The organism is Nocardia lasii (assembly GCF_042658545.1).
Taxonomy (GTDB): Bacteria; Actinomycetota; Actinomycetes; order Mycobacteriales; family Mycobacteriaceae; genus Nocardia; species Nocardia lasii.
This window is the reverse complement of the sequence record NZ_JBHSQN010000011.1, coordinates 181,769-204,026: the sequence shown is the minus strand read 5'-3', so window position 1 is coordinate 204,026 and position 22,258 is coordinate 181,769. Positions and strand designations below refer to the sequence as shown.

Genomic DNA, 22,258 nt, shown 5'->3' with positions numbered 1-22,258 from the left:
AGCTGGTCGGCCTCGCCGGGGTCAAACGGCGGGTCCGCGAGATCGCCTCGCTGCTCCAGGTCGACCGGGCACGGCGGCGTTTCGGGCTCACCACCTCACGACCCACGCTGCACATGAGCTTCACCGGCGGCCCCGGCACCGGCAAGACCACCGTCGCCCTGCGGATGGCGCGGATCCTGCACGCCCTGGACTACATCCGGGCCCCGCGCGTGCACACCGTCACCCGCGACGACCTGGTCGGTCAGTTCATCGGCCACACCGCGCCGAAAACCAAGGAGGCCATCGCGCGGGCGGCCGGGGGCGTGCTGTTCATCGACGAGGCGTACTACCTGTTCCGGCCGGAGAACGAGCGCGACTACGGGCAGGAGGTGATCGAGATCCTGCTCACCGAGATGGAGAACGAACGCGGCGATCTGGTGGTGATCTTCGCCGGGTACCCGGACCGGATGGCGACGTTCTTCGCCGCCAATCCGGGGTTGAGTTCGCGGGTGCCGCACCATCTCACGTTCGAGGACTACGACCACGCCGAGCTCACCCAGATCGCGGGTCTGATGGTGGAGTCGGAGGGTTTCGCGTTCGACGAACAGGCGCACCGGGCGTTCGCCGAGTACCTGACGCTGCGGATGCGTCAACCCCGGTTCTCCAACGCGCGCAGCGTGCGCAACGCGATCGAACGGTGTCGGTTGCGCCAGGCCCGGCGGTTGGTCGCGTTGGATCGGCCACTGGGCAAGGCGGATCTGATCACCCTCACCGCCGAGGACGTCTACGGCAGCAGCATCTTCGAGCCGTAGGGGTGGGAAGCCCGATAACCGAGATCTATCAGGTGATCGGGCTTCCCGCTTTGACAACGGGGGACAATGTGAGAAGCCTTTTCTCATACGTTGTCGCGCGGTGTCGCAGGACCGGAAAAGAAGTGCTGATATGACCTCGATCGAGGACCACGAAGACGATCTGACCGTCACCCCGCCCAAGAAATGGGCGGTCGGCGTTCCCGCGGTGGTCCACGCGATGGAGTATTCGTACTCGCAGAACAGTCCGGGGCGCATCGCGCTCACGCTGCTCAATATCAATCAGACCAAGGGATTCGACTGTCCCGGGTGTGCCTGGCCGGAGCCGAAACACCGGCATCTGAACGAATACTGCGAGAACGGCGCCAAACACATCAACGACGAGGCGACCACCCGCCGCGTCACCGCCGAGTTCTTCGCCACCCATCCCATCGCCGAACTCGACACCATGTCGGACTGGTGGCTCAATCAGCAGGGCAGGCTCACCGAGCCGATGGTCAAGCGGCCCGGCGCGACCCACTACGAGCCCATCGGCTGGGACGCGGCGCTGAACCTGATCGCCACCGAGCTGCGCGGCCTCGACACCCCCGATCAGGCCCTGTTCTACACCTCGGGGCGACTCAACAACGAGGCTGCGTTCCTGCTGCAACTGTTCGCCCGCGCCTACGGCACCAACAACCTGCCCGACTGCTCGAACATGTGCCACGAGTCGAGCGGTTCGGCGTTGACGCAGACCATCGGGGTCGGCAAAGGCACTGTGTCCCTGGAGGATATCTACGAGGCCGACCTGGTCTTCGTGGTCGGCCAGAACCCGGGCACGAACCATCCCCGGATGCTGTCGGCGCTCGAGGAGACCAAACGCAACGGCGGCACGATCGTGGCGGTCAACCCGCTGCCGGAGGCCGGGCTGATCCGGTTCAAGAACCCGCAGAAGGTGCGCGGCGTGCTCGGGCGCGGCACCGCGATCGCCGACATCTTCCTCAAGATCCGTCCCGGCGGGGACCTCGCGCTGTTCCAGATGCTGAACAAACTGCTCCTCGACGCCGAGGAGGCCGCGCCGGGCACGGTGCTCGATCACGAGTTCATCGCTTCGCAGACAACGGGTTTCGCGGAATTCGCCGAACACGCGCGGCAGGTGAACTGGGAGCACACCCTCACCGCGACCGGACTCACCCGCGCCGAAATCGAAGCCGTGCACGCGCAGATATTGGCCAGTAAGAAGGTGATCGTCTGCTGGGCAATGGGTTTGACCCAGCACAGGCACGGGGTGCCGACCATTCGCGAGGTCGTCGACTTCCTGCTGCTGCGCGGCAACCTCGGGCGGCCCGGCGCCGGGGTATGCCCGGTGCGCGGGCACAGCAATGTGCAAGGCGACCGCACCATGGGCATCTGGGAGCGGATGCCGCAATCGTTCATGGACGCGCTCGGCAAGGAATTCGATTTCACCCCGCCGTTCGAACACGGCCTGGACGCGGTCGATGCCATCCGGGCCATGCGCGACGGCACCGCGAAGGTATTCCTCGGCGTGGCAGGCAATTTCGCGCGCGCCACGCCTGACAGCGAGGTCACCGAGGCGGCGCTGCGTCAGTGCTCGTTGACCGTGCAGATCTCCACCAAACTCAACCGCTCCCATACCGTCTGCGGCGACACGGCCCTGATCCTGCCCACCCTGGGCCGCAGCGACCGCGACATCCAGGCCACCGGTGAGCAGTTCTACACCGTCGAGGATTCGATGAGTCAGGTCCGCACCTCGCGCGGGCGCCTCGACCCGGCCTCGCCGCACCTGCTCAGCGAAGTGGCGATCATCGCGCGACTGGCCCGCGCCACCCTCGGCGCGGAATCCGCGATCGCGTGGGAGGACTTCATCGCCGACTACGGCGTCGTGCGCGACCACATCGCCGCGGTCGTCCCCGGTTTCGAGAACTTCAACGAGCGGGTCACCGCGCCGGGCGGAATGCCGCTGGTCAATCCGGTCAACCGGGGCATCTACCGAACCCGCAGCGGCAAAGCCGAATTCACCTGCAACGACTTCGACAGCATCGAGGTCCCGCCGGGCTACCTGGTGCTGCAATCGCTGCGCTCCCACGACCAGTGGAACACGATTCCCTACGCCGCCAACGACCGCTACCGGGGCATCCACGACGCGCGCCGGGTAGTGCTGGTCAACCCCGAGGACCTGGCCGAACGGGGCCTCGCCGACGGGGACGTGGTCGACCTCGTCAGCATCTGGCACGACGGCACCGAACGGCGGGCCGAGAAATTCGTGGCGGTGGGATATCCGGCCAGTCGCGGTTCGGCGGCCGCGTACTACCCGGAGACCAATGTGCTCGTCCCCCTCGACAGCGTGGCCGACATCAGCAACACGCCCACCTCGAAAGGGATCATCGTGCGGCTCGAGCCGGTGCGGTGAGCGTGGGCTGCGGTGCCCTGACCACCCGCGTCACGGTCCCCGATACACTTCCCTCATGTCCGTGCGCACCCGTCAGCCACTAGTTCCCGGCACCCAGTCGCCGATCCGGGACGTGCCCCGCTCCATCGAGCGTCCCGAATATGTCTGGAAGAAAACCGCGAACGAGGGCAACGAGCCCTGGGTGCAGACCGCCGAGACCATCGAGAAGATGCGCATCGCGGGCAAGATCGCGGCCCAGGCCCTCGACGAGGCAGGCAAGGCGGTGGCCCCCGGCGTCACCACCGACGAGCTCGACCGCATCGCCCACGAGTACATGTGCGACCACGGCGCCTATCCCTCCACCCTCGGCTACAAGGGCTTCCCCAAGTCCTGCTGCACCTCGCTCAACGAGGTCATCTGCCACGGCATCCCCGACTCGACGGTGATCCAGGACGGCGACATCGTCAACATCGACGTCACCGCGTTCATCCACGGCGTGCACGGCGACACCAACCGGACCTTCCTCGCCGGTGATGTCGACGAGGAGGTGCGCCTGCTCGTGGAACGCACCGAGGAGGCCACCAACCGGGCCATCAAGGCGGTCAAGCCGGGTCGCGCGCTGAACGTGATCGGCCGCGTCATCGAGGCCTACGCCAACCGCTTCGGCTACGGCGTGGTCCGCGACTTCACCGGCCACGGCGTCGGCCCCACCTTCCACAGCGGCCTGGTGGTGCTGCACTACGACCAGCCCGACATCGAATCGGTCATCGAACCCGGCATGACCTTCACGATCGAGCCGATGATCAACCTCGGCGGCATCGACTACGACATCTGGGACGACGGCTGGACCGTGGTCACCAAGGACCGCAAGTGGACCGCGCAGTTCGAACACACCCTGGTGGTCACCGAGACGGGCGCGGAAATTCTGACTCTGCCGTGAACCGGCGCGGGTCGGTGGACGGTCACCGAAACGGGCGCGGATATCTCGACGCTGTCGTGAATCGGCCGGTCGGTGCTCGACTGCGGCGGCGCGTGCCGGTCTACCCGTCACCGCGGGGTTCGGCGTGAGTGGCTCGGCGCTGCGAGGTGCGCTGCTCATTGCGGGGACCACCTCCGACGCGGGGAAAAGTGTTGTGGTGGCGGGGATCTGCCGGATGCTGGCGCGGCGGGGGGTGCGGGTGGCGCCGTTCAAGGCGCAGAACATGTCCAACAACTCCGTGGTGACCCTCGACGGCGGGGAGATCGGGCGCGCGCAGGCGTTGCAGGCGCGCGCGTGCGGGCTCGAGCCGAGCGTGCGGTTCAATCCGGTGCTGCTCAAACCCGGCAGTGATCGCCGCTCGCAGTTGGTGGTTCGCGGCCAGGCCATCGGAACTGTCGGCGCGCGTGACTATTTCACCCGGCGGCAGGAACTGCGTGCGGTTGTCGCGGCCGAACTCGCTTCGCTGCGTGCGGAATTCGACGTGGTGATCTGCGAGGGCGCCGGCTCGCCCGCCGAGATCAATCTGCGCGCCACCGATCTGGCGAACATGGGACTGGCACGGGCCGCCGAGCTTGCGGTGCTGGTGGTCGGCGATATCGATCGCGGGGGAGTGCTGGCCCACCTGTTCGGCACCGTGGCGGTCCTGGAACCCGAAGATCAGCGGCTGATCTCGGGCTTCATCATCAACAAGTTCCGGGGCGACGTGTCACTGTTGCAGCCCGGCCTGGACCAACTCACCGCCCTCACCGGCCGCCCCACCCTCGGCGTCCTGCCCTTCGCCGAGGACCTGTGGCTCGACGCCGAGGACTCTCTTGGCACCCTCTCCGGCGCCCCCGTCGGCCGCCCCGACCCGCCCCACGGCACCGACTGGCTCACCGTGGCCGCCATCCGCCTGCCCCGAATCTCGAACTCCACCGACATCGAAGCCCTCGCCTGCGAACCCGGCGTCGCCGTCCGCTGGGCCGATGGCCCCCACCAACTCGCCACCGCCGACCTGGTCATCATCCCCGGCAGCAAGGCCACCATCTCGGACCTGAACTGGTTGCGCGCCAACGGAATCGCCGAAGCCCTCCGCGCCCGCGCCGCCGCAGGCCGCCCCATCCTCGGCATCTGCGGCGGCTACCAAATGCTCGGCCGCCACATCATCGACGGGGTCGAACACGCTCCGGTCGGCGGTGGATCGCCCGTACCGTACGTCGCGGACGGACTCGGCCTGCTCGACCTCGACATCGAGTTCGCGAACCCGAAGATCGCCCGCCAGGTCGACGGTGTCGCCGAGGCGAACCCGGTGCGCGGCTACGAGATCCACCACGGCCGCGTCCGCCGCACCACCGACCCCGCCTGGCTCACCATCGACGGCGAACCCGAAGGCAGTGTGCGCGAGGCGATCTGGGGAACCCACGTCCACGGCCTGCTCGAATCCGACGACTTCCGCCGAGCCTGGCTCACCGAAGTCGCCACCCGCGCAGGCCGCCCCGGCTTCACCGTCGCCCCGAACACCTCCGTCGCGGCGGTCCGCGAAGCCCAACTGGACCTCCTCGCCGACCTCATCGAACAACACCTCGACCTCACGACCCTCGACAACCTGATCACCCACGGCCCGCACCCCGCCCCCACCCTCCGCACCGGGATCGTCGACACCGACCGAGCGTGAGGGGGTCCGGCGAGACTCCCGCTGAATCGCGAACCTGGACGTAGGACCGGGGGTCGGCGAGGTGCGTTCGGTGGTGTGTCTCGATCGTGTTTCGCGTTGTGCGGCCCGTCTCGCCTCACAGGCGGGCGGGCGCGGTTGTGACAGGTCTGTCAATTCTGGCGCTCGGGGCAGTGAAAGCCCAGTTCACGGGGATATGGCGGCCCGGCGTGTGCGCCCGAACACCCCGCGTCGGCGGGCCCGGCCGTGTACCGTTCACCGGCATGAAATCTCGGCAGATCACGGTCGGTGACCAGGCCTGGACGGTGCGGGTCGACGGGCCCTCCTCGCGGCACAATGTGCTGCTCCTACCCGATGCGGACGACCCTGCCGACGTGTTCGACAAGGTGTGTGCGCGGCTGCACGAATCCGAGCTGCAGACCATCGTCGTGGAGTCCGTCGACGGCCTCGATCCCAAGGGCGTGCTCGCGATCCTCGACGAGCTCGCACTGCCGTATGTCAACGTCGCGGGCCGTGGCTCGGGCGCGGCCCTGGCGTGGCGGGTGTGCGCCGGTCGATTCGGTCGGTTCATGAGCCTGGTCGTCGCCGACCACGGCCACCCCGCCGTCCCCACCGCCGACGGCACCGTCCCCGACCAGACCTGTCCGCCACTGGAACTCCCGGTCACCATGCTCGTCACCAAGAGCCTGTCCCGCGCCACCGCCGACGCCTCCGGCCGCTACGTCTACGGCGAATTCCGCGTAGTCCCCCTCGAAGTCGACAACATCGCCACCGAAGCCGCCCACGAACTGGCCACCGAGATCGTCCTGCGCACCAGCCTCTGGTAGCCGCGATCAAGATCACCACGCTCCGGTCGCGCGACGCCGCCACCGGAGCGTGGTGATCCACTGTCCATGGTCAGGACTTGCGATAGGCGGCGAGCCAGTCGAGCCAGTTGTCGGTTTCCTGGAAGGCGTTGGCGCGCACGGGTTCCGAGGAGAGGAAGACGTCGTGGCGGGCGCCGTCGATCGGGACGATGGAGGTGCGCTCGCCGAGGCAGCCTGCCCAGCGTTGGATCTGTTTGACGTCGAGGACGGCGTCGGCCACGTCGACCGCGGAACTGTGGGTGCGGGCGAACTTGGTGACGCGCGAGCGCAGGATCAGGGCGGGCACGCCGATCGTGAGCCCCTGGTGCAGGCGGGCCTGACCGCGCCGGATCGCGCGCAGCCACCCCAGGCGCACCGGTTCGCCGGTCAGCGGCTTCCACTCGAGGTTGTAATCCCACTCGCCCGCCCTGGTGTGGTGCAGGCTGTCGCCGTAGGCCGAACTCACCCCGGCGGGCAACTGCGCGAAGGCGCGGAACCGGCCGATCGCGTCGATCAGGGGGGTGCCGATCGTGCGGTAGTAGGACGGGCCCTGCAGGTCGAACCAGGGGCTGTTGAGCACCACCCCGGCGACCCCGGCCGCCGCGCTGCCACCGGCCGTCTCGAGCCGGTCCAACCACAGCGGCACGATCAGCCCACCGGTCGAATGCGCCAGGATCAGTACGTCGGTGCCGGTCTCCGCGCGCGCGATCCGCAGCGCCTCGTTCAACTCCGCGTCGTAGAGGGCCAGGTCGCTGACGTAGTGCGCGCTCTGCCCCTCGCGCCGCGAACGACCGCATTTGCGCAGGTCGAGGGCATAGAAGCGGTGCCCGCGCGCGGCGAAGTGCTCGGCCAGGTGCTCCTGGAAGAAGTAGTCGGTGAACCCGTGCACATACAGCACCGTCGGCCCGGTCGCGGGCGCGGCGGCGGGCAGGTAGCGCACGAGCGTGGCCACCACCTCGCCCTCACCGTCGGGGTCGACACCGAGGGGCAGGGTCCGCTGTTGGTAGTCGGGACCGAGGACATCGGGTTGCCACTGTTCGGTGGTGCCGAGGGTTTCGTTCGTCACAGCACCCAATCTATCGCGGGGTCGCGGCGACGTGCAGGGTTGGTTTACGTCACATTCGACCGGTCCGTTGCAGAACTGTGCTGAGCTGAGGTGCACAATTGGCATCAGGTGAACGACGGGTAACCTACCTCCCGGCGATTCACCGGGAGTCGCCGCAACACCGCCAAAGCGCCCGCGCCAAGCGAACTCACCCGCCGGTGGGTAGCTGAGAAGGACAAGGAAGTCGATCTACCCGTGCCGAACGCTGCGAAGACTGAAAAGACCGATGTAGTTCTCATCGGCGCAGGCATCATGAGTGCCACGCTGGGCGCGCTGCTGCGGCAGCTGCAGCCCGATTGGTCGATCTCGGTGTTCGAGCGACTCGACGCCGCCGCCGCGGAGAGCAGTGACCCGTGGAACAACGCGGGCACCGGCCACTCGGCGCTGTGCGAACTCAACTACAGCCCCCAGAACGCCGACGGCTCGGTCGACGTGAGCAAGGCCGTCGACATCAACGAGCGCTTCCAGGTCTCGCGCCAGTTCTGGGCCTCGGCCGTCGACACCGGCGTGCTCGACGCCCCCTCGGGCTTCATCAACCCCATCCCGCACGTCAGCTTCGTGCACGGCGCCGACAACGTCGACTACCTGCGCAAGCGCTACGAGGCCCTGGCCCCGCACCCGCTGTTCCGCGGCATGGAGTACATCGACACCCCCGACGAGTTCGCCGCGCGCCTGCCGCTGATGGCCAAGGGCCGTGACTTCAGCGACCCGATCGCGCTGAACTGGACCGACGGCGGCACCGATATCGACTTCGGCGCGCTGACCAAGCAGCTGCTCGCCTACATCGGCTACTCCGGCGGCGAGATCGCCTTCGGCACCGAGGTCCGCAACCTCGACAAGCAGGCCGACGGCTCCTGGAACGTCACCGTGCGCAACCTGCGCACCTACCAGTCGCGCACCGTCAACGCGAAGTTCGTCTTCGTCGGCGCCGGTGGCGGCGCGCTGCCGCTGCTGCAGAAGGCCGGCATCAAGGAAGCCAAGGGCTTCGGTGGTTTCCCGATCAGCGGCCAGTTCCTGCGCTCGACCAACCCCGAACTGATCGCCGCCCACGAGGCCAAGGTGTACGGCAAGGCCGCCGTCGGCGCGCCGCCCATGTCGGTGCCGCACCTGGACACCCGCGTCATCAACGGCCGCAAGGGCCTGCTGTTCGGCCCCTACGCCGGCTGGACCCCGAAGTTCCTCAAGGACGGCTCCAACGCCGACCTGTTCAAGTCGATCAAGCCGAACAACATCGGTTCGCTGCTCGGCGTCGGCGTGACCGAGCTGGGTCTGACCAAGTACCTGATCAGTGAGCTGCTCAAGTCGCAGAACGGCAAGGTCGGCGTGCTCGAGGAGTTTCTGCCGCGTGCCGAGAGCCGCGACTGGGAGCTGATCACCGCGGGTCAGCGTGTCCAGGTCATTCGCAAGAAGGGCGCCGGTGGCGTGCTCGAGTTCGGCACCGCGGTCATCTCCGCCGAGGACGGCTCCATCGCCGGTCTGCTCGGTGCCTCGCCGGGCGCGTCGACCTGTGTCACCGCCATGCTCGACGTGATGCAGCGCTGCTTCCCCGCCGAATACCAGGGCTGGACCCCGCAGCTGCAGCAGATGATCCCCTCGCTGGGGCAGAAGCTGTCGGAGAACCAGGCCCTGTTCCAGGAAGTCTGGGACTGGACCAACAAGTCGCTCGAGCTCGATCGCACGGACGCCGCGTCCGAGCAGGTCTCGAGTCTCGCGCAGGTGTGACTGTCGCGCTGAGGCGGTCGTGGGCGGCGGATCTGGACACCGCCACCCTCTACCGACTGCTGCGATTGCGCGTGGACGTGTTCGTCGTCGAGCAGGACTGCGCCTATCCGGAACTGGACGGGCGTGACCTGCTCGACTCGACCCGGCACTTCTGGGTCGAGGACGGGTCCGTCCTCGGCACGCTGCGCCTGCTCGACGAGTCGGTCGACGGTGTGCCCGCCTACCGTATCGGCCGGGTCTGCGTCGCGCCGGACGCGCGCAAACACGGCTACACCACCCGGCTGATGCAGGCCGCGCTGGCCGAAACCGGTTCCGCGACTGTGCGTTTGGACGCGCAGTCGCACCTGGTGGGCATGTACGCGAAGTTCGGGTTCGTCGTGGACGGGCCCGAATTCGACGACGACGGGATCCTGCACACGCCCATGCGGCGCTGACCCCGGCGCCGATCTGCCCGGAGCGCGGTTCGAGGTGGCATAAACGTGCATTCGTTCGCCGAAACGGGCACTTTTCGACAGTTTCGCGGGGTGAGTGCACGAAAATGCCCTCCCACCCTTGCCGATCCCCCCGATGCTCGCCGGTTCGCCACCCGCCTAGAGTTGGGGTCGTGCCTGGTTTTGCTGATGTTGCCGCTGGTCCGCACACCGTCGCGCGCGTGGCGGGTGAGGCGGGTTTTCCGTTCTCCGCCGTGGTGGGGCAGGAGCGACTGCAGCTGGCGTTGATCCTGTCGGCCGTGCACCCGGGGATCGGTGGGGTGCTGGTGCGCGGGGAGAAGGGCACGGCCAAGTCGACCGTGGTGCGCGCGCTGGCGCAGTTGCTGCCGCCCGTGGTGGACGAGACCGGGGCCAGGCCCGCGCGGCTGGTGGAGTTGCCGGTGGGGGCCACCGAGGACCGGGTGGTGGGCTCGCTGGACCTCGAGCGGGTGCTGCGCGACGGGGAGCAGGCGTTCCGGCCCGGGTTGTTGGCCGCGGCCCATCACGGCGTGCTCTACGTCGATGAAGTGAATCTGCTGCACGACCACCTGGTCGATGTGCTGCTGGACGCGGCGGCGATGGGGCGGGTGCACGTCGAACGGGACGGGGTCTCGCACTCGCATCCGGCGCGATTCGTCCTGGTCGGAACCATGAACCCGGAAGAGGGCGAGCTGCGGCCGCAGTTGCTCGACCGGTTCGGGCTCACCGTCGACGTGGCCGCTTCGCGTGAGGTGGACGTGCGGATGGCGGTGGTGCGCCGCCGACTCGACTACGAGGCCGACCCCGCCGCCTTCGCCGCCCGCTATGTGGACGCGGATCAGGTTGTCGCCGAACGCATTCTGACCGCGCGGGACCGACTTCCCGAGGTCGCGCTCGACAACTCCGAACTGCGTCGGATCGCGGCCCTGTGCGCGTCGTTCGACGTGGACGGGATGCGGGCCGACCTGGTCGTCGCCCGGACCGCGACCGCGCACGCCGCCTGGCGCGGGCGGGATCGGGTCACCGAGGACGATGTGCGGATCGCGGCGGAACTGGCCCTGCCGCACCGGCGGCGACGGGATCCGTTCGACGAGCCCGGGATCAGTGAGCAGCAGCTCGACGAGGCGATGGAGAATGCGGCCGCCGAGGTCGAGAAGGCTTCGGGGGATGAGGGATTCGACGAGTCCTGCGATCGACTGGGTGGGGCGAGCGATCGGGGGGACGGTGGCTCCGCCGACGATGATGCGGCGCGGCGCGACTGCCTCGACGGCGCGGGCACACAGGGTCTCGACGGTTCGGGGAAGCCGGGTGACGGTCCCGACGACGACCCCGACGGTGGACCTGACGATCGCGGTCCCGACGATCGAGGTCCCGATGGTCGTGGCCCGGAGGGTGGTCCCGGCGGCGGGGCGCCCGATGCCGGACCCGCCGGGAGCGGACCGACCGGTGCGGGCTCGAGCCAGTCCGAGGACCCCGGAAACGGCTCGCGACCAGGCCCCGAAAGGCTGTCGGGCACACCGACTTCCGTCACGAAGCCGCTCCCGCGCTGGGAGGTGCCCGGCATCGGCGAAGGCGCCCCCGGTCGACGTTCCCGCGCCCGCACCCGCACCGGTCGCGCGGTGCGCCCCGACACCGACACCTCCGCCGGACTGCACCTGCTCGGCACCGTCTTCGCCGCCGCCCCACGGCAATTCGAGCGCGGTCGGCTCAGTGGACCGCTCGCCCTTGCCGCCGAGGATCTGCGCGGCGCGTATCGCGAAGGGCGCGAAGGGAACCTGGTCGTCTTCGTCGTCGACGCCTCCGGTTCGATGGCCGCCCGCGACCGGCTCACCGCCGTCACCGGCGCCATCGTCACCCTGCTGCGCGACGCCTACCAGCGGCGCGACAAGGTCGCCGTGATCAGCGTGCGCGGTGCCGAGGCCGAACTGGTCCTGCCGCCCACCTCCTCGGTCGACATCGCCGTGCGTCGCCTGGCGGGCCTGCGCACCGGCGGTAAGACCCCCCTCGCCGCGGGCCTGCTGAAAGCCCGCGAGGTGATCGCCCGTGAACACCTGCGCGACCCCCGCCGCCGCCCCATGCTGGTCCTGCTCACCGACGGCCGCGCCACCGGCGGCACCGACCCCCTCCCGCGCGCCCGCACCGCCGCCCGCCTCCTGGCCGCCGAGGGTCACACCGCCATGGTCATCGACTGCGAACGCGGCATGATCCGCCTCGGCCTGGCCGCCGAACTCGCCCGCGACCTGCGCGCCCGCTACCTGCGCCTCGACGAACTCTCCGGCGACACGGTCGCCGAGGTCGTCCGCGCCTCCGGCCGCACACCCGCTCGCGCGGCATAGGGCCCCTGGCGTATCCGGGCGGCCACTCGGGAACGTATGCCGGGCCCGGCGTTGTTCGTGGGCTTGGTGCCGGTCGGCTGCGGGGATGTGCGGTGTCCTTGGTTGGGCGGAACCTGCTGCGCTTGGTGGCGTCCCTTGGCGGAGGGCGGGGTTCGTGCGTGATGCCGTTGGTAGACCCGGATGTCGGCGGAGGCGGTTCTTTGTGACTCGGCGTTGCGGGTGTCGTGTCGAATGTGGGTTGGGCGGAACCTGCTGTGCTTGGTGGCGTCCCTTGGCGGAGGGCGGGGTTCGTGCGTGAGGCCGTGTGGTAGACCCGGATGTGGGCGGAGGTGGTTCGTCGTGACTCGGCGTTGGGGTGTCGTGTCGAATGCGGGTCGGGCGGTGGTCTGTGCGGCCGGAGGTGAGTGGGTGGGCGTCGCACTGATAGAAAGGTGGCGGGTCCACGTTGGCGAACGGCCAGGTGGCAGGGTGCGGATTCGCGCGCCGAGGTGAGGAGATGTTGTGCCCAAAGGTGTTCCGGAGGTCGTTCCCGAGGACGGTCTGACCACGCGGCAGCGGCGTAATCAGCCGGTGTTGGCAGTGCACACCGGGCCGGGCAAGGGGAAGTCGACGGCGGCGTTCGGAATGGCGTTGCGGGCCTGGAACCAGGGCTTCGACGTGGCGGTGTTCCAGTTCGTGAAGAGCGCCAAGTGGAAGGTCGGCGAGGAGGCCGCGTTCCGCACGCTGGGCACCCTGCACGAGGAGACCGGCGCGGGGGGCGCGGTCGAGTGGCACAAGATGGGCGAGGGCTGGTCCTGGACCCGCAAGCACGGCACCGAGGAGGACCACGCGGCCGCCGCCCTGTCCGGGTGGCAGGAGATCTCGCGCCGCCTGGCCGCCGAACAGCACCGCTTCTACGTCCTCGACGAATTCACCTACCCCCTCAAGTGGGGCTGGGTCGACATCGACGAGGTCGTCGACACCCTCACCCACCGCCCCGGCAACCAACACGTCGTCATCACCGGCCGCGACGCACCCCCCGCCCTGATCGAGGCCGCCGACCTGGTCACGGAGATGACCAAGCTGAAACACCCCATGGACGCGGGCCGCAAGGGCCAACGCGGGATCGAATGGTGACATCGACCGGACCGGCCGTGGACGCTGCTCGCGGCGTTGTGGGCGACATGACGTGGCATCGAGTGGTGAGGTCAGCCGTGGCCGGCATGGTTGTCGCTCGCGGTGGTGTGGTCGCCGCAGCGCGGGATCGAATGGTGGCAGCGACCAGGTCGGGCGTGGACGCTGCTCGCGGCGGTGTGGGCGATATGACGTGGCATCGAATGGTGTGGTCAGCCGGGACCGGCATGGTTCTCGCTCGCGGTGGTGTGGTCGCCGCAACGCGGGACCGAATGGTGACAGCGACCGGGTCGGGCGTGGACGCTGCTCGCAGTGGTGCGGGCGACATAACGCGGGATCGAATGGTGGCAGCGGGTGGAACGGTTGCGGTCGGCGCTCGCGACGGTGTGGTCGCCGGGAGCGCGGGGTGGATCGTCCGGTGTGGTGATCGCACTGGCGGGGATCGCGGGTTCGGCTGGGTGTGGCGATGAGTGTGCCCGCGGTAGTCATTGCCGCGCCGGCGTCGGGTAGCGGGAAGACCACTCTCGCCACGGGACTGATCGGTGCGCTGCGCAAGGCCGGGCATCGGGTGGCGCCGTTCAAGGTGGGGCCCGATTACATCGATCCGGGGTACCACGGGCTGGCGGCGGGGCGACCCGGTCGGAATCTGGATCCCGTTCTGGTGGGCGAGGATCGGGTGGTGCCGCTGTATCAGCACGGCGCGCGAGGGTGCGATATCGCCGTGGTCGAGGGCGTGATGGGCCTGTTCGACGGGCGCATCGACGAGAACCGGGCCGACCCGATCGCCGAGGGCTCCACCGCGCAGGTCGCGGGTCTGCTCGGGGCCCCGGTGGTGCTCGTGGTCGACGCGCGCGGGCACTCCCAGAGTCTTGCCGCGTTGCTGCACGGCTTCGCCACCTTCGACTCCGGGGTCCGACTCGGCGGCGTGATCCTCAACCGGGTCGGTAGCGAACGTCACGAGCAGGTCTTGCGCGCCGCCTGCGACCGCGTGGGCCTGCCCGTCCTGGGCGCGCTCCCGCGTATGGCCGAACTCGAGGTCCCCTCGCGCCATCTGGGCCTGATCCCCGCCGTCGAACACGGCACCGCCGCTACCACCGCCGTCGACGCGATGACCGAACTGGTTGCCGCACACGTGGATCTGCGGGCCATCGTCGCCATGGCCGGTGGGGCCGTGACCGGTGCGGCGTGGGACCCTTCGGCGGAACTGGCCGCTGCCATCGGTGATTCCGTCCCGCTGGACGATTCCGTGCCGTCGGAACGTGATCCCGCTGCGGGGCCGTTGATCGCGATCGCGGGCGGACCGGCGTTCACCTTCGGATACGCCGAACACCGCGAACTGCTCACCGCGGCCGGGGCGGAGGTGGTCGTGTTCGATCCACTCGTAGACGAACTCCCTTCCGGAACAGCGGGATTGGTCCTGCCCGGTGGTTTCCCGGAAGAACATGCCGGGCAGCTGTCGGCGAATCACCGCCTGCGCACCGCGATCGCCGAGGGTGCCGCGCGCGGCCTGCCGATTCACGCCGAATGCGCGGGCCTGCTCTACCTCACCCGCTCCCTCGACGGCCACCAGATGGCGGGCGTCATCGACGCCGACGCCGAATTCGGCCCCCGCCTCACGCTCGGCTACCGCGACGCCGTCGCCCTGCACGACTCGACACTGTGGCGTGCCGGCGCCCGAGTACGCGGCCACGAATTCCACCGCACCCGCCTCGTCCGCACCGGCCCGGAACACCCCGCATGGGGTTGGCGCACAACAGGTTCCCTCGCCGAGGGCGCCATCACCCGCCAGGTCCACGCCTCCTACCTGCACACCCACCCGGCGGGCAACCCCGACGCCATCGCCCGATTCGTCACTGCCGCACGACATTTCACTGTCTAATGGGAGGGCTGCGCGTGGCCGGGCCCCGGGTCGACCAGCGTTGGCTCGGCGGCATGCTCACCACCTTCCCTCCCGTGCGCGAACACCATCACGGGCACGCTGAACCGCGCCCAGCAGACAGTGGTCCTCGTGCGACTCCCCTTGCCGCCGACAGTGATCCGCAGAGGGCTCGGTGCGTCGACAGCGGCCCCCGGGAGGCTCGTCGCGCCGTCGATGGAGCCTCGGTCACTGGTGGCGGACCGCTCGTCGCTGATGGTGATTCGGTCACTGGTGGCGGACCGCTCGTCGCTGATGGTGATTCGGTCACCGGTGGCGGACCGCTCGTCGTCGATGGTGATTCGGTCATCGGTGGCGGACCGCTCGCCGCCGACAATGCCTCGGCTGCGGAGTCGCCCGTCGCCGTCGGGATCGGGGTGCGGCCGGGGACGAGTGCCGAGCGGATTGTGCGGGCCGTGGAGTCGGTGGTGGGGGATCGGGTGCGCGCGTGCTTGGCGACGATCGACACCCGGGCGACAGAACCCGGCGTCCGTGCGGCGGCCGCTGCGCTCGGTGTGCGCCTCACGGCTTTCACCGCCGCCGAACTGGCCGAGGTCGACGTCGACCATCGTTCCAACCGCACGTCGGCGGCGACCGGTACCCCCAGTGTCGCCGAAGCCGCCGCGCGACTCGCGGGCGGCGGTGAACTGGTCTGCCCCAGAACAGTTGTCGACGGAATAGTGGTTGCGGCGGCCTCGGTGGCAGTGCCGAACAGGGGCGGAATTTAATTCGGTGGGCAACTCCGATCTCGACCGGTAACGTCTTTTTCAGCAGTCGCACGACGGACCGGAACTGATCGGTTACCACTTCTAATGGGGATGTCGCAGGTTCGAATCCTGCCCGCCACCGCGAGGGGGCGGTAGCTCAGTCGGTAGAGCACCTTCCGGTCGGAAACACACGTCCGTCGCGCGATTGTCCACGTAGTTGAGTAGGGCGGACCGGATTCGGTCGGTTATCTGGCACGACTTCACAGTCCAGCGGGTTCGAGTCCCGTGGCGGAAAGCGATTTCCGTTCTTCGGCCGTCACCACACGTCCGCCCGCTCAACCCATTCGACGCCGGTACACGTATCGGAGGGGGAAACAATGAATATTCTGTCGCGCATTTCTCGACGCACCACGCCGCAGTCCCGACCGGCCGATACCCGGCAGGTCGCCAACAATGCCGGCGGCTACGTTTTCGAGATCACCCCGCAGGCGCGGATCCGTCGATTTCTCACGCTCGGAACGGAATCGGGAACCTTTTACGTCAACGCGAAGACGCTGACCGCCGACACCGCCGACTTCCTGCTCGACTACGCCGCCGAGCACACCGCCGAACTGGTGCGCGAGATCGTCGAGATCTCCACCTCCGGTCGTGCGCCGCGCGCGAACCCGGCCCTGTTCGCCCTCGCCGCCGCGGCCTCGCTCGGTGATGTCGAGGGCCGTCGCGCCGCCCTGGCGGCCCTGCCGTCGGTGGCGCGCACCGGCACCCACCTGTTCCTGTTCGCCGGGTATGTCGAGCAGTTCCGCGGGTGGGGTCGCGGGCTGCGGCGCGCCGTCGCGAACTGGTACCTGGACAAGCCGGTCGACGCGCTGGCCTTCCAAGCGGTCAAGTACCGGCAGCGCGAGGGCTGGTCGCACCGCGACCTGCTGCGCCTGTCGCACCCGGCCGCCACCGAGGACGAGCGCCGTCGCCTGTTCGACTGGATCTGCGGTCGCGCACCGGATCTCGACGGTCTGGCGCTGCTCGACGGCTTCGGGCGGGCACAGTCCGCGCCGGTGGCGCAGGTGGCGGAGTTGGTGCGCGAGTACCGGCTCAGCTGGGAGATGCTGCCGGGCGCCGCGCTGAACGACGCTGGGGTATGGGAGGCGTTGCTGGACAACGGCATTCCGCCCACCGCCCTGCTGCGTCAGCTGCCGCGTCTGACCCGCCTCGGCCTGCTCGATCCGCTCGGACCGCGCACCGCCGCGATCTGCGCGCGGCTCGCCGACCCGGCGCGGCTGCGCAAGGCGCGGGTCCACCCGGTCGCGGTGCTGATCGCCGCGCGCACCTACGCCTCCGGTCGTTCGGCGCGCGGTACGGGCACCTGGACACCGTCGGCCCCGGTCGTCGACGCACTCGACGCGGCGTTCTACGCGGCGTTCGAGTCCGTCCCCACGACCGGTCTGCGCCACCTGTTGGCACTGGACGTGTCCGGCTCGATGGACGCCCGGATCGGTGGCCTGCCGATCTCGGCGCGCGAGGCCTCGGCCGCGCTCGCCCTGGTCACCGCGCGCACCGAGCCGCGCCACGAGATCGTCGGATTCACCTCCGGTGGCCCGGGGTGGCAGGGTGCGCGCACCCTGTCGCGGTTGCCGATCTCGGCGCGGCAGCGGCTCGACGACGCCGTGCGGGCGGTGTCGGGGTTGCCGTTCGGCGGCACCGACTGCTCGCTGCCCATCCTGCACGCGCTCGAGCAGCGGATCGAGGTCGATGTGTTCACGATCTACACCGACAACGAGACGTGGGCGGGGTCGGTGCACCCGCACCAGGCGCTGGCGCGGTACCGGCGCGAGGTGAACCCGCGGGCGAAGCTGGTGGTGGTCGGCATGACCGCGACGAACTTCACCATCGCCGATCCCGACGACGCGGGCATGCTCGACGTCGCCGGCTTCGACGCCGCGGTGCCGTCGCTGCTGGCCGACTTCGCCACGGCCGCCTAGGAAATCGGTGCCGCCGCGACCTCGTTGTCGCGGCGGCGCCTTTCCTCTCGTCCGAGTGGGCCGTCAGGGGGCGACGGCGGTCCAATCGGCGAAACCGGTGGGGTCGTGACGGCCCATGGAGGCGTGTTCGAACAGGCCCCAGCCCTCGGCGTCGCCACAGCGGGCGTGGCCGATGTGGTCGATCACGCCGTAAGGGGTACGGGCCTTGATCGCCGGGTCGGTGAGGTCGTAGGCGCTCGACAGCGACCAGTTCTCGCCCATCCAGCGCCCGTGGGTCCAGTCGGGATCGGGGCCGTACCCGCACCCGACGTGCAGGGCGATGCCGGGCCGCGACTCGATCTCGACCTCGAGGGGCGAACCGTCGGGGGTGGTCATGTCCAGGCGCACCGACTTCGGGTGCCGGGTGCCCGACTCGTAGGTCCAGCGCATCCGGGGCCAGCCGAGCTGTTCCTTGCGGCCGTCGTTCCAGATCCGCACCGCGTTGTTGAGGGTGCGGGTGCCGTCGGGCTCCTCCTGCACGATCACCACGATCGAGAACTCGGGGAACCGCAGCGGCGCGTACAACCACCAGAAGCCGTCCATGCCGGTGGGTTTGCCCGCCGGGTCGGGTTCGCCGGAGGGACGGATGCCCCACGAGCGGTCGCGACTGCCCGTCCACACCGCCGGGTCGACGGTGTAGTCGATCCCGTCGACGGCGAGAGTGCCCGCCCACGAACCCAATTGGGCGAAACGCGACGCCTCGATGATCGGCCGGGTACCGGACAGGATCAGGTGCGGCTGCTCCTGCACGGGCGGCTGCGCGCCGGTCCAGGTCAGGTCGAAGCCGAGGTCGTCGTGCTCGCACACCACCCGCAGCGTTCGCAACGGCTCGAGCACCTCGACCCGGTAGCCGCCGACGGCGGTGCTGAGATCGCGCGAACGCAGCGCGTCGGAGAACCGCACGCTGCGCTGGGTCTGGCCGTGGCGCACGGTCGCGAACGCGTCGACCACACCGAGATTCGGGTACACGCCGAACCCGGTGACCAGCATCGTGTCACCGGCGGGGTCGAAGGCGTTGAAGTAGTAGCGGTCGTAGAAGTTGCGGTCGCTGGTGGCCACCCTGGCCATCGACAGCGGGCTCTGGTGGACCGGATACTCGTCCAGGGGTACGGGCATGATCGCGCTCATCGTCAGTCCCATTCGTAGGTGCCGTCGAGCAGTGCCTCGAGGCTGCGGCGGTGCATGACGTAGTCGTCGAGCTCGGCGGGCACGGTGTCCTCGCCGAAGTGGATCATCCGGCGCTTGATCCGCGCCATCACGATCGCGTGTCGCAGCGCGGCGTAGATGATGAAGAAGTCGAGGTTGCGGACCGAATGTCCGGTCAGCTCCTCGTATTTCGCCACTACCGCGTCGCGGCGCAGGAAGTCGGGCAGGCCGGGCTGGTCGAAGCGGGTGGCGATGTCCTGGAAGAAGCGGTGGATGAAGATCGTCCAGCCCAGGTCGAGTTCGCGCGGGGCGAAGCTCGCCATCTCCCAGTCGAGCACCGCGGCGGGGGTGAAGCCGTCGAACAGGATGTTGCCCGGCCGCGCGTCGCCCCAGTTGAGCACCTCGGGGCCGGGCTCGGCGGGCCAGTTCGCCGCCAGCCAGTCGAAAGTCCGCTCGATCAGCGGGATCTCGATGCCGTCGTCGGTCAGCGCCCACCGGTACCAGGCCCGCTGCGCCTCGAAATGCCTGCGCAGCGCCGAACCCTCGCCGTCGAGTCCCGGAAAACGTTGGGCGACATCGTCGATCGCGTGCACCTGGGCGATCACCTCGACCGTGGCATCGGCGAGTTGCTCACGCTCGGCCACGCTCGCGTCGAACACCCAGCCGAAGAACACATACGGCGGGTTGTCCGTGGCGGTCCGGCCCTCGATCTGCTCCATCACGAAAAACGGTGTGCCGAAGAACGATTCGTCGAGTTCGAGCCAGCGCAGCGGCGGCACCGCGACCTCGGACGCGGCGGCCACCCCCGACATCACCGCGTGCTGCAACGGCAGGTCATAGGACTGGAAGACCGGAAACGATCCGTCCTCGGGCGCCATCCGCGCGACGAACGAGCCGCTCTCCTCGACGCCGCCCACCGACCAGCGGGCATCGAACAGCACGGTGGTGCTCGACATGCCGCCGGTGGAGGGCTTGCTCAGCGCGGTGACCCGCGCGGGCGCGTCGGCGCCGACCTTGCCCGAGAGCCACCGCGACAGCTTCTCGGCGAGCTCGTCGAGATCGCGCTCGGTCACGGTGAGCGACAGTTGTGCGGTGTGGTCCGGCTCGTCGGACATCGGTGGTTCCCCCTGGCGTCGAGATGAAACGGGTTGCAGTACTGGCGTACCGGACGACCGGTCGGATTGTAAGACGTGCGTCGGTGAGTGGGATTCAGGGTTGACAGGGCAAAGATCAGGGTTTTCCCGGACGCGCCCCGCCGACGAGTTGATTAGCTTGGGTAGCAATCGATCTCGACGGGGAGGCAACAGTGGCTGTGGTGACCACGGAGCGAAGGCACGACGAGATCGCGGCCCCGGCGCCGCCGCCGGTGCGATGGCATCCGCTCACCAGGATCGCGTTCCGGTTCACGGTGGCATACCTGGGTCTGTTCTGCGCGTGGATGGCCCAGATCACCTTCGTCTTCCTGGGGATTCTCGGTCTGCGGATGCCCGAGGAGGCGATGCTCTGGCAGATCATGGCCCTGCGGCCGGTGAGTCGCTGGATCGGCGAGCACGTGTTCGGGGTCGAGGCCGAGATCGTCATGAGCGGCAGCGGCGATCAGACCGCGATCTGGATCCAGTGCGGCCTGGTACTGGTTGTCGCGGTGCTGATCACGCTCGTGTGGTCGGTGCTCGACCGGCGCCGGCCCGCCTACCCGCGATTGCAGAGCTGGTTCCTCACCGTGCTGCGCCTGTGTGTCGGCGGCCAGATGCTGTTCTACGGCTTCGCCAAGCTCATTCCCACGCAGATGACCGAACCCGCGCTCACCACCCTGCTCACCCGCGTCGGCGACCTGACGCCGATGTCGATGCTGTGGACGCAGGTGGGTTCCTCGCCCGCCTACGAGATCGCCCTCGGCGCCGCCGAAGTGCTCGCGGGGCTGCTGCTGTTCTGGCCGCGCACCGCGACGCTGGGCGCCATGGTGGCCGTGATCAGCATGGCGCAGGTGTTCCTGCTCAATCTCACCTTCGACGTGCCGGTGAAGATGCTCTCGGGGCACCTGCTGCTCATGGGGTTGGTCCTGCTCGCCCCGCAAGCCCGGCGAATGATGAACTTCCTGGTGTTGGAACGCGATTCGACCCCGGCGGTGCAACCACCGCTGTTCACCTCCTCGCGGGCGAACCGGTGGGCGGCGGCGGTCCAGGTCGCGCTCGGGCTGTGGATCTCGGTGGGCCTGATCGATGCCGGGATGCAGAGCTGGCGCGAATACGGCGGCGGCGCACCGAAACCCGAGCTCTACGGGATCTGGGAGGTCGGCGAGTTCAGCGTCGACGGGACCGCCCTGCCACCGTTGACGACCGACCCGGTGCGCTGGCAGCGGCTGATCATCGATGTGGAGTCGGCGGCCTACCAGCACATGGACGACACGATCGTGCCGGTGCCGGCCACCACCGACCTGGCGGCGAAGACGATGACCCTCGACGGTCCCGAGGAGAACCGGTCCACGACCTTCACCCTCGACACCGCGGGCGATCAGCTGACCCTGCGCGGCGACCTCGACGGCAAACCGACGACGATCACCCTCACCCGGGCCGACATCGACCAGTTCCCGTTGCGGGACAGGGAATTCCGATGGATCCAGGACCGGCCGCACTTCTAGTTCCCGTCGGTCGGCGCCACCCCGATGTCCTCGAACCACAGCTCGGGCCGCGCGGCGATGAACTCGCTCATCAGCCGCACGCAGCGCGCGTCGTCGAGAACCAGCACCCGCACACCGTGCTCGGCCAACCAGTCGTGCCCGCCGTGAAAGGTGCTGTCCTCGCCGATGATCACGGTGCCGATCCCGAACTGGCGAACCAGCCCGCTGCAATACCAGCAGGGCGACAGGGTGGTGACCATGATCGTGGGGCGGTAGTCGCGGCGACGGCCCGCCGCGCGGAAGGCGTCGGTCTCGGCGTGCACGCTCGGGTCGTCGTACTGGACGCGGCGGTTGCGGCCGCTCCCGAGCAGGGTGCCGTCGGCGTCGAACAGGGCCGCGCCGATGGGGACACCGCCCTCGGCCAGCCCGCGCAGGGCTTCGTCGTAGGCCACCTCGAGCAGTGCGTCCGGTCGCGTCATGG

General features: G+C 69.1%; 17 protein-coding genes. 13 read left to right on the top strand and 4 right to left on the bottom strand.

What is annotated here, in order from left to right; translation table 11 throughout:
• The 5 genes from ACFP3H_RS16980 to ACFP3H_RS16960 all read left to right on the top strand — a co-directional run.
• The coding region (locus ACFP3H_RS16980; protein WP_378606872.1) for an AAA family ATPase at positions 1 to 791 on the top strand (791 nt) is incomplete at its 5' end.
• A 130-nt stretch (positions 792 to 921) separates the two neighbouring features.
• Positions 922 to 3,198 carry an FdhF/YdeP family oxidoreductase gene (locus ACFP3H_RS16975; RefSeq protein WP_378606869.1) on the top strand — a complete coding sequence of 759 codons (2,277 nt, stop codon included), beginning with the start codon at positions 922 to 924 and terminating at the stop codon, positions 3,196 to 3,198.
• Between the two features lie 55 nt (positions 3,199 to 3,253).
• On the top strand, positions 3,254 to 4,117 hold the full coding sequence (map, locus tag ACFP3H_RS16970; RefSeq protein ID WP_378606866.1) for a type I methionyl aminopeptidase: 864 nt from the start codon (positions 3,254 to 3,256) through the stop codon (positions 4,115 to 4,117).
• Between the two features lie 124 nt (positions 4,118 to 4,241).
• Entirely contained in the window at positions 4,242 to 5,810 is a 1,569-nt protein-coding gene (locus ACFP3H_RS16965; RefSeq protein ID WP_378606863.1) for a cobyric acid synthase, read from the top strand.
• A 260-nt stretch (positions 5,811 to 6,070) separates the two neighbouring features.
• Positions 6,071 to 6,634, top strand: a complete 564-nt coding sequence (locus ACFP3H_RS16960; RefSeq protein WP_378606862.1) for an alpha/beta hydrolase — start codon at positions 6,071 to 6,073, stop codon at positions 6,632 to 6,634.
• A gap of 70 nt (positions 6,635 to 6,704) precedes the next feature.
• On the opposite strand, the gene ACFP3H_RS16955 is transcribed toward ACFP3H_RS16960, so the two are convergent.
• Complete coding sequence (locus tag ACFP3H_RS16955) at positions 6,705 to 7,718, bottom strand: alpha/beta hydrolase (protein ID WP_378606860.1); 1,014 nt, start codon at positions 7,716 to 7,718, stop codon at positions 6,705 to 6,707.
• Between the two features lie 234 nt (positions 7,719 to 7,952).
• On the opposite strand from ACFP3H_RS16955, the gene mqo reads away from it, so the two are divergent.
• The 7 genes from mqo (at position 7,953) to ACFP3H_RS16920 (ending at position 17,975) form a co-directional block, all read left to right on the top strand.
• Complete coding sequence (gene mqo, locus ACFP3H_RS16950; protein WP_378606858.1) at positions 7,953 to 9,479, top strand: malate dehydrogenase (quinone); 1,527 nt, start codon at positions 7,953 to 7,955, stop codon at positions 9,477 to 9,479.
• Positions 9,476 to 9,913 carry a GNAT family N-acetyltransferase gene (locus ACFP3H_RS16945; RefSeq protein ID WP_378606856.1) on the top strand — a complete coding sequence of 146 codons (438 nt, stop codon included), beginning with the start codon at positions 9,476 to 9,478 and terminating at the stop codon, positions 9,911 to 9,913. The genes mqo and ACFP3H_RS16945 overlap by 4 nt, the downstream gene beginning before the upstream one ends.
• Positions 9,914 to 10,131: 218 nt before the next feature.
• Complete coding sequence (locus ACFP3H_RS16940; protein ID WP_378607451.1) at positions 10,132 to 12,264, top strand: magnesium chelatase subunit D family protein; 2,133 nt, start codon at positions 10,132 to 10,134, stop codon at positions 12,262 to 12,264.
• A 501-nt stretch (positions 12,265 to 12,765) separates the two neighbouring features.
• Positions 12,766 to 13,380, top strand: a complete 615-nt coding sequence (gene cobO, locus ACFP3H_RS16935; RefSeq protein ID WP_378606854.1) for a cob(I)yrinic acid a,c-diamide adenosyltransferase — start codon at positions 12,766 to 12,768, stop codon at positions 13,378 to 13,380.
• Between the two features lie 463 nt (positions 13,381 to 13,843).
• Complete coding sequence (locus ACFP3H_RS16930; RefSeq protein ID WP_378606851.1) at positions 13,844 to 15,256, top strand: cobyrinate a,c-diamide synthase; 1,413 nt, start codon at positions 13,844 to 13,846, stop codon at positions 15,254 to 15,256.
• A 14-nt stretch (positions 15,257 to 15,270) separates the two neighbouring features.
• Entirely contained in the window at positions 15,271 to 16,020 is a 750-nt protein-coding gene (locus tag ACFP3H_RS16925) for a cobalamin biosynthesis protein (RefSeq protein WP_378606848.1), read from the top strand.
• A 356-nt stretch (positions 16,021 to 16,376) separates the two neighbouring features.
• Entirely contained in the window at positions 16,377 to 17,975 is a 1,599-nt protein-coding gene (locus tag ACFP3H_RS16920; RefSeq protein ID WP_378606845.1) for a TROVE domain-containing protein, read from the top strand.
• 63 nt (positions 17,976 to 18,038) lie between these two features.
• Here the strand turns inward: ACFP3H_RS16920 and ACFP3H_RS16915 are convergent, their stop codons facing one another.
• Positions 18,039 to 19,130, bottom strand: a complete 1,092-nt coding sequence (locus tag ACFP3H_RS16915; protein WP_378606843.1) for an Rv3169 family protein — start codon at positions 19,128 to 19,130, stop codon at positions 18,039 to 18,041.
• A 14-nt stretch (positions 19,131 to 19,144) separates the two neighbouring features.
• Complete coding sequence (locus ACFP3H_RS16910) at positions 19,145 to 20,275, bottom strand: phosphotransferase family protein (protein ID WP_378606841.1); 1,131 nt, start codon at positions 20,273 to 20,275, stop codon at positions 19,145 to 19,147.
• 200 nt (positions 20,276 to 20,475) lie between these two features.
• On the opposite strand from ACFP3H_RS16910, the gene ACFP3H_RS16905 reads away from it, so the two are divergent.
• Complete coding sequence (locus tag ACFP3H_RS16905) at positions 20,476 to 21,798, top strand: DoxX family protein (protein ID WP_378606838.1); 1,323 nt, start codon at positions 20,476 to 20,478, stop codon at positions 21,796 to 21,798.
• Here ACFP3H_RS16905 and ACFP3H_RS16900 read toward each other — a convergent pair.
• Positions 21,795 to 22,256 (bottom strand): nucleoside deaminase, encoded by a 462-nt coding sequence (locus ACFP3H_RS16900; RefSeq protein ID WP_378606835.1) that lies wholly within the window; start codon positions 22,254 to 22,256, stop codon positions 21,795 to 21,797. The two genes, ACFP3H_RS16905 and ACFP3H_RS16900, sit on opposite strands and share 4 nt — an antisense overlap.
• Positions 22,257 to 22,258 lie beyond the last annotated feature (2 nt).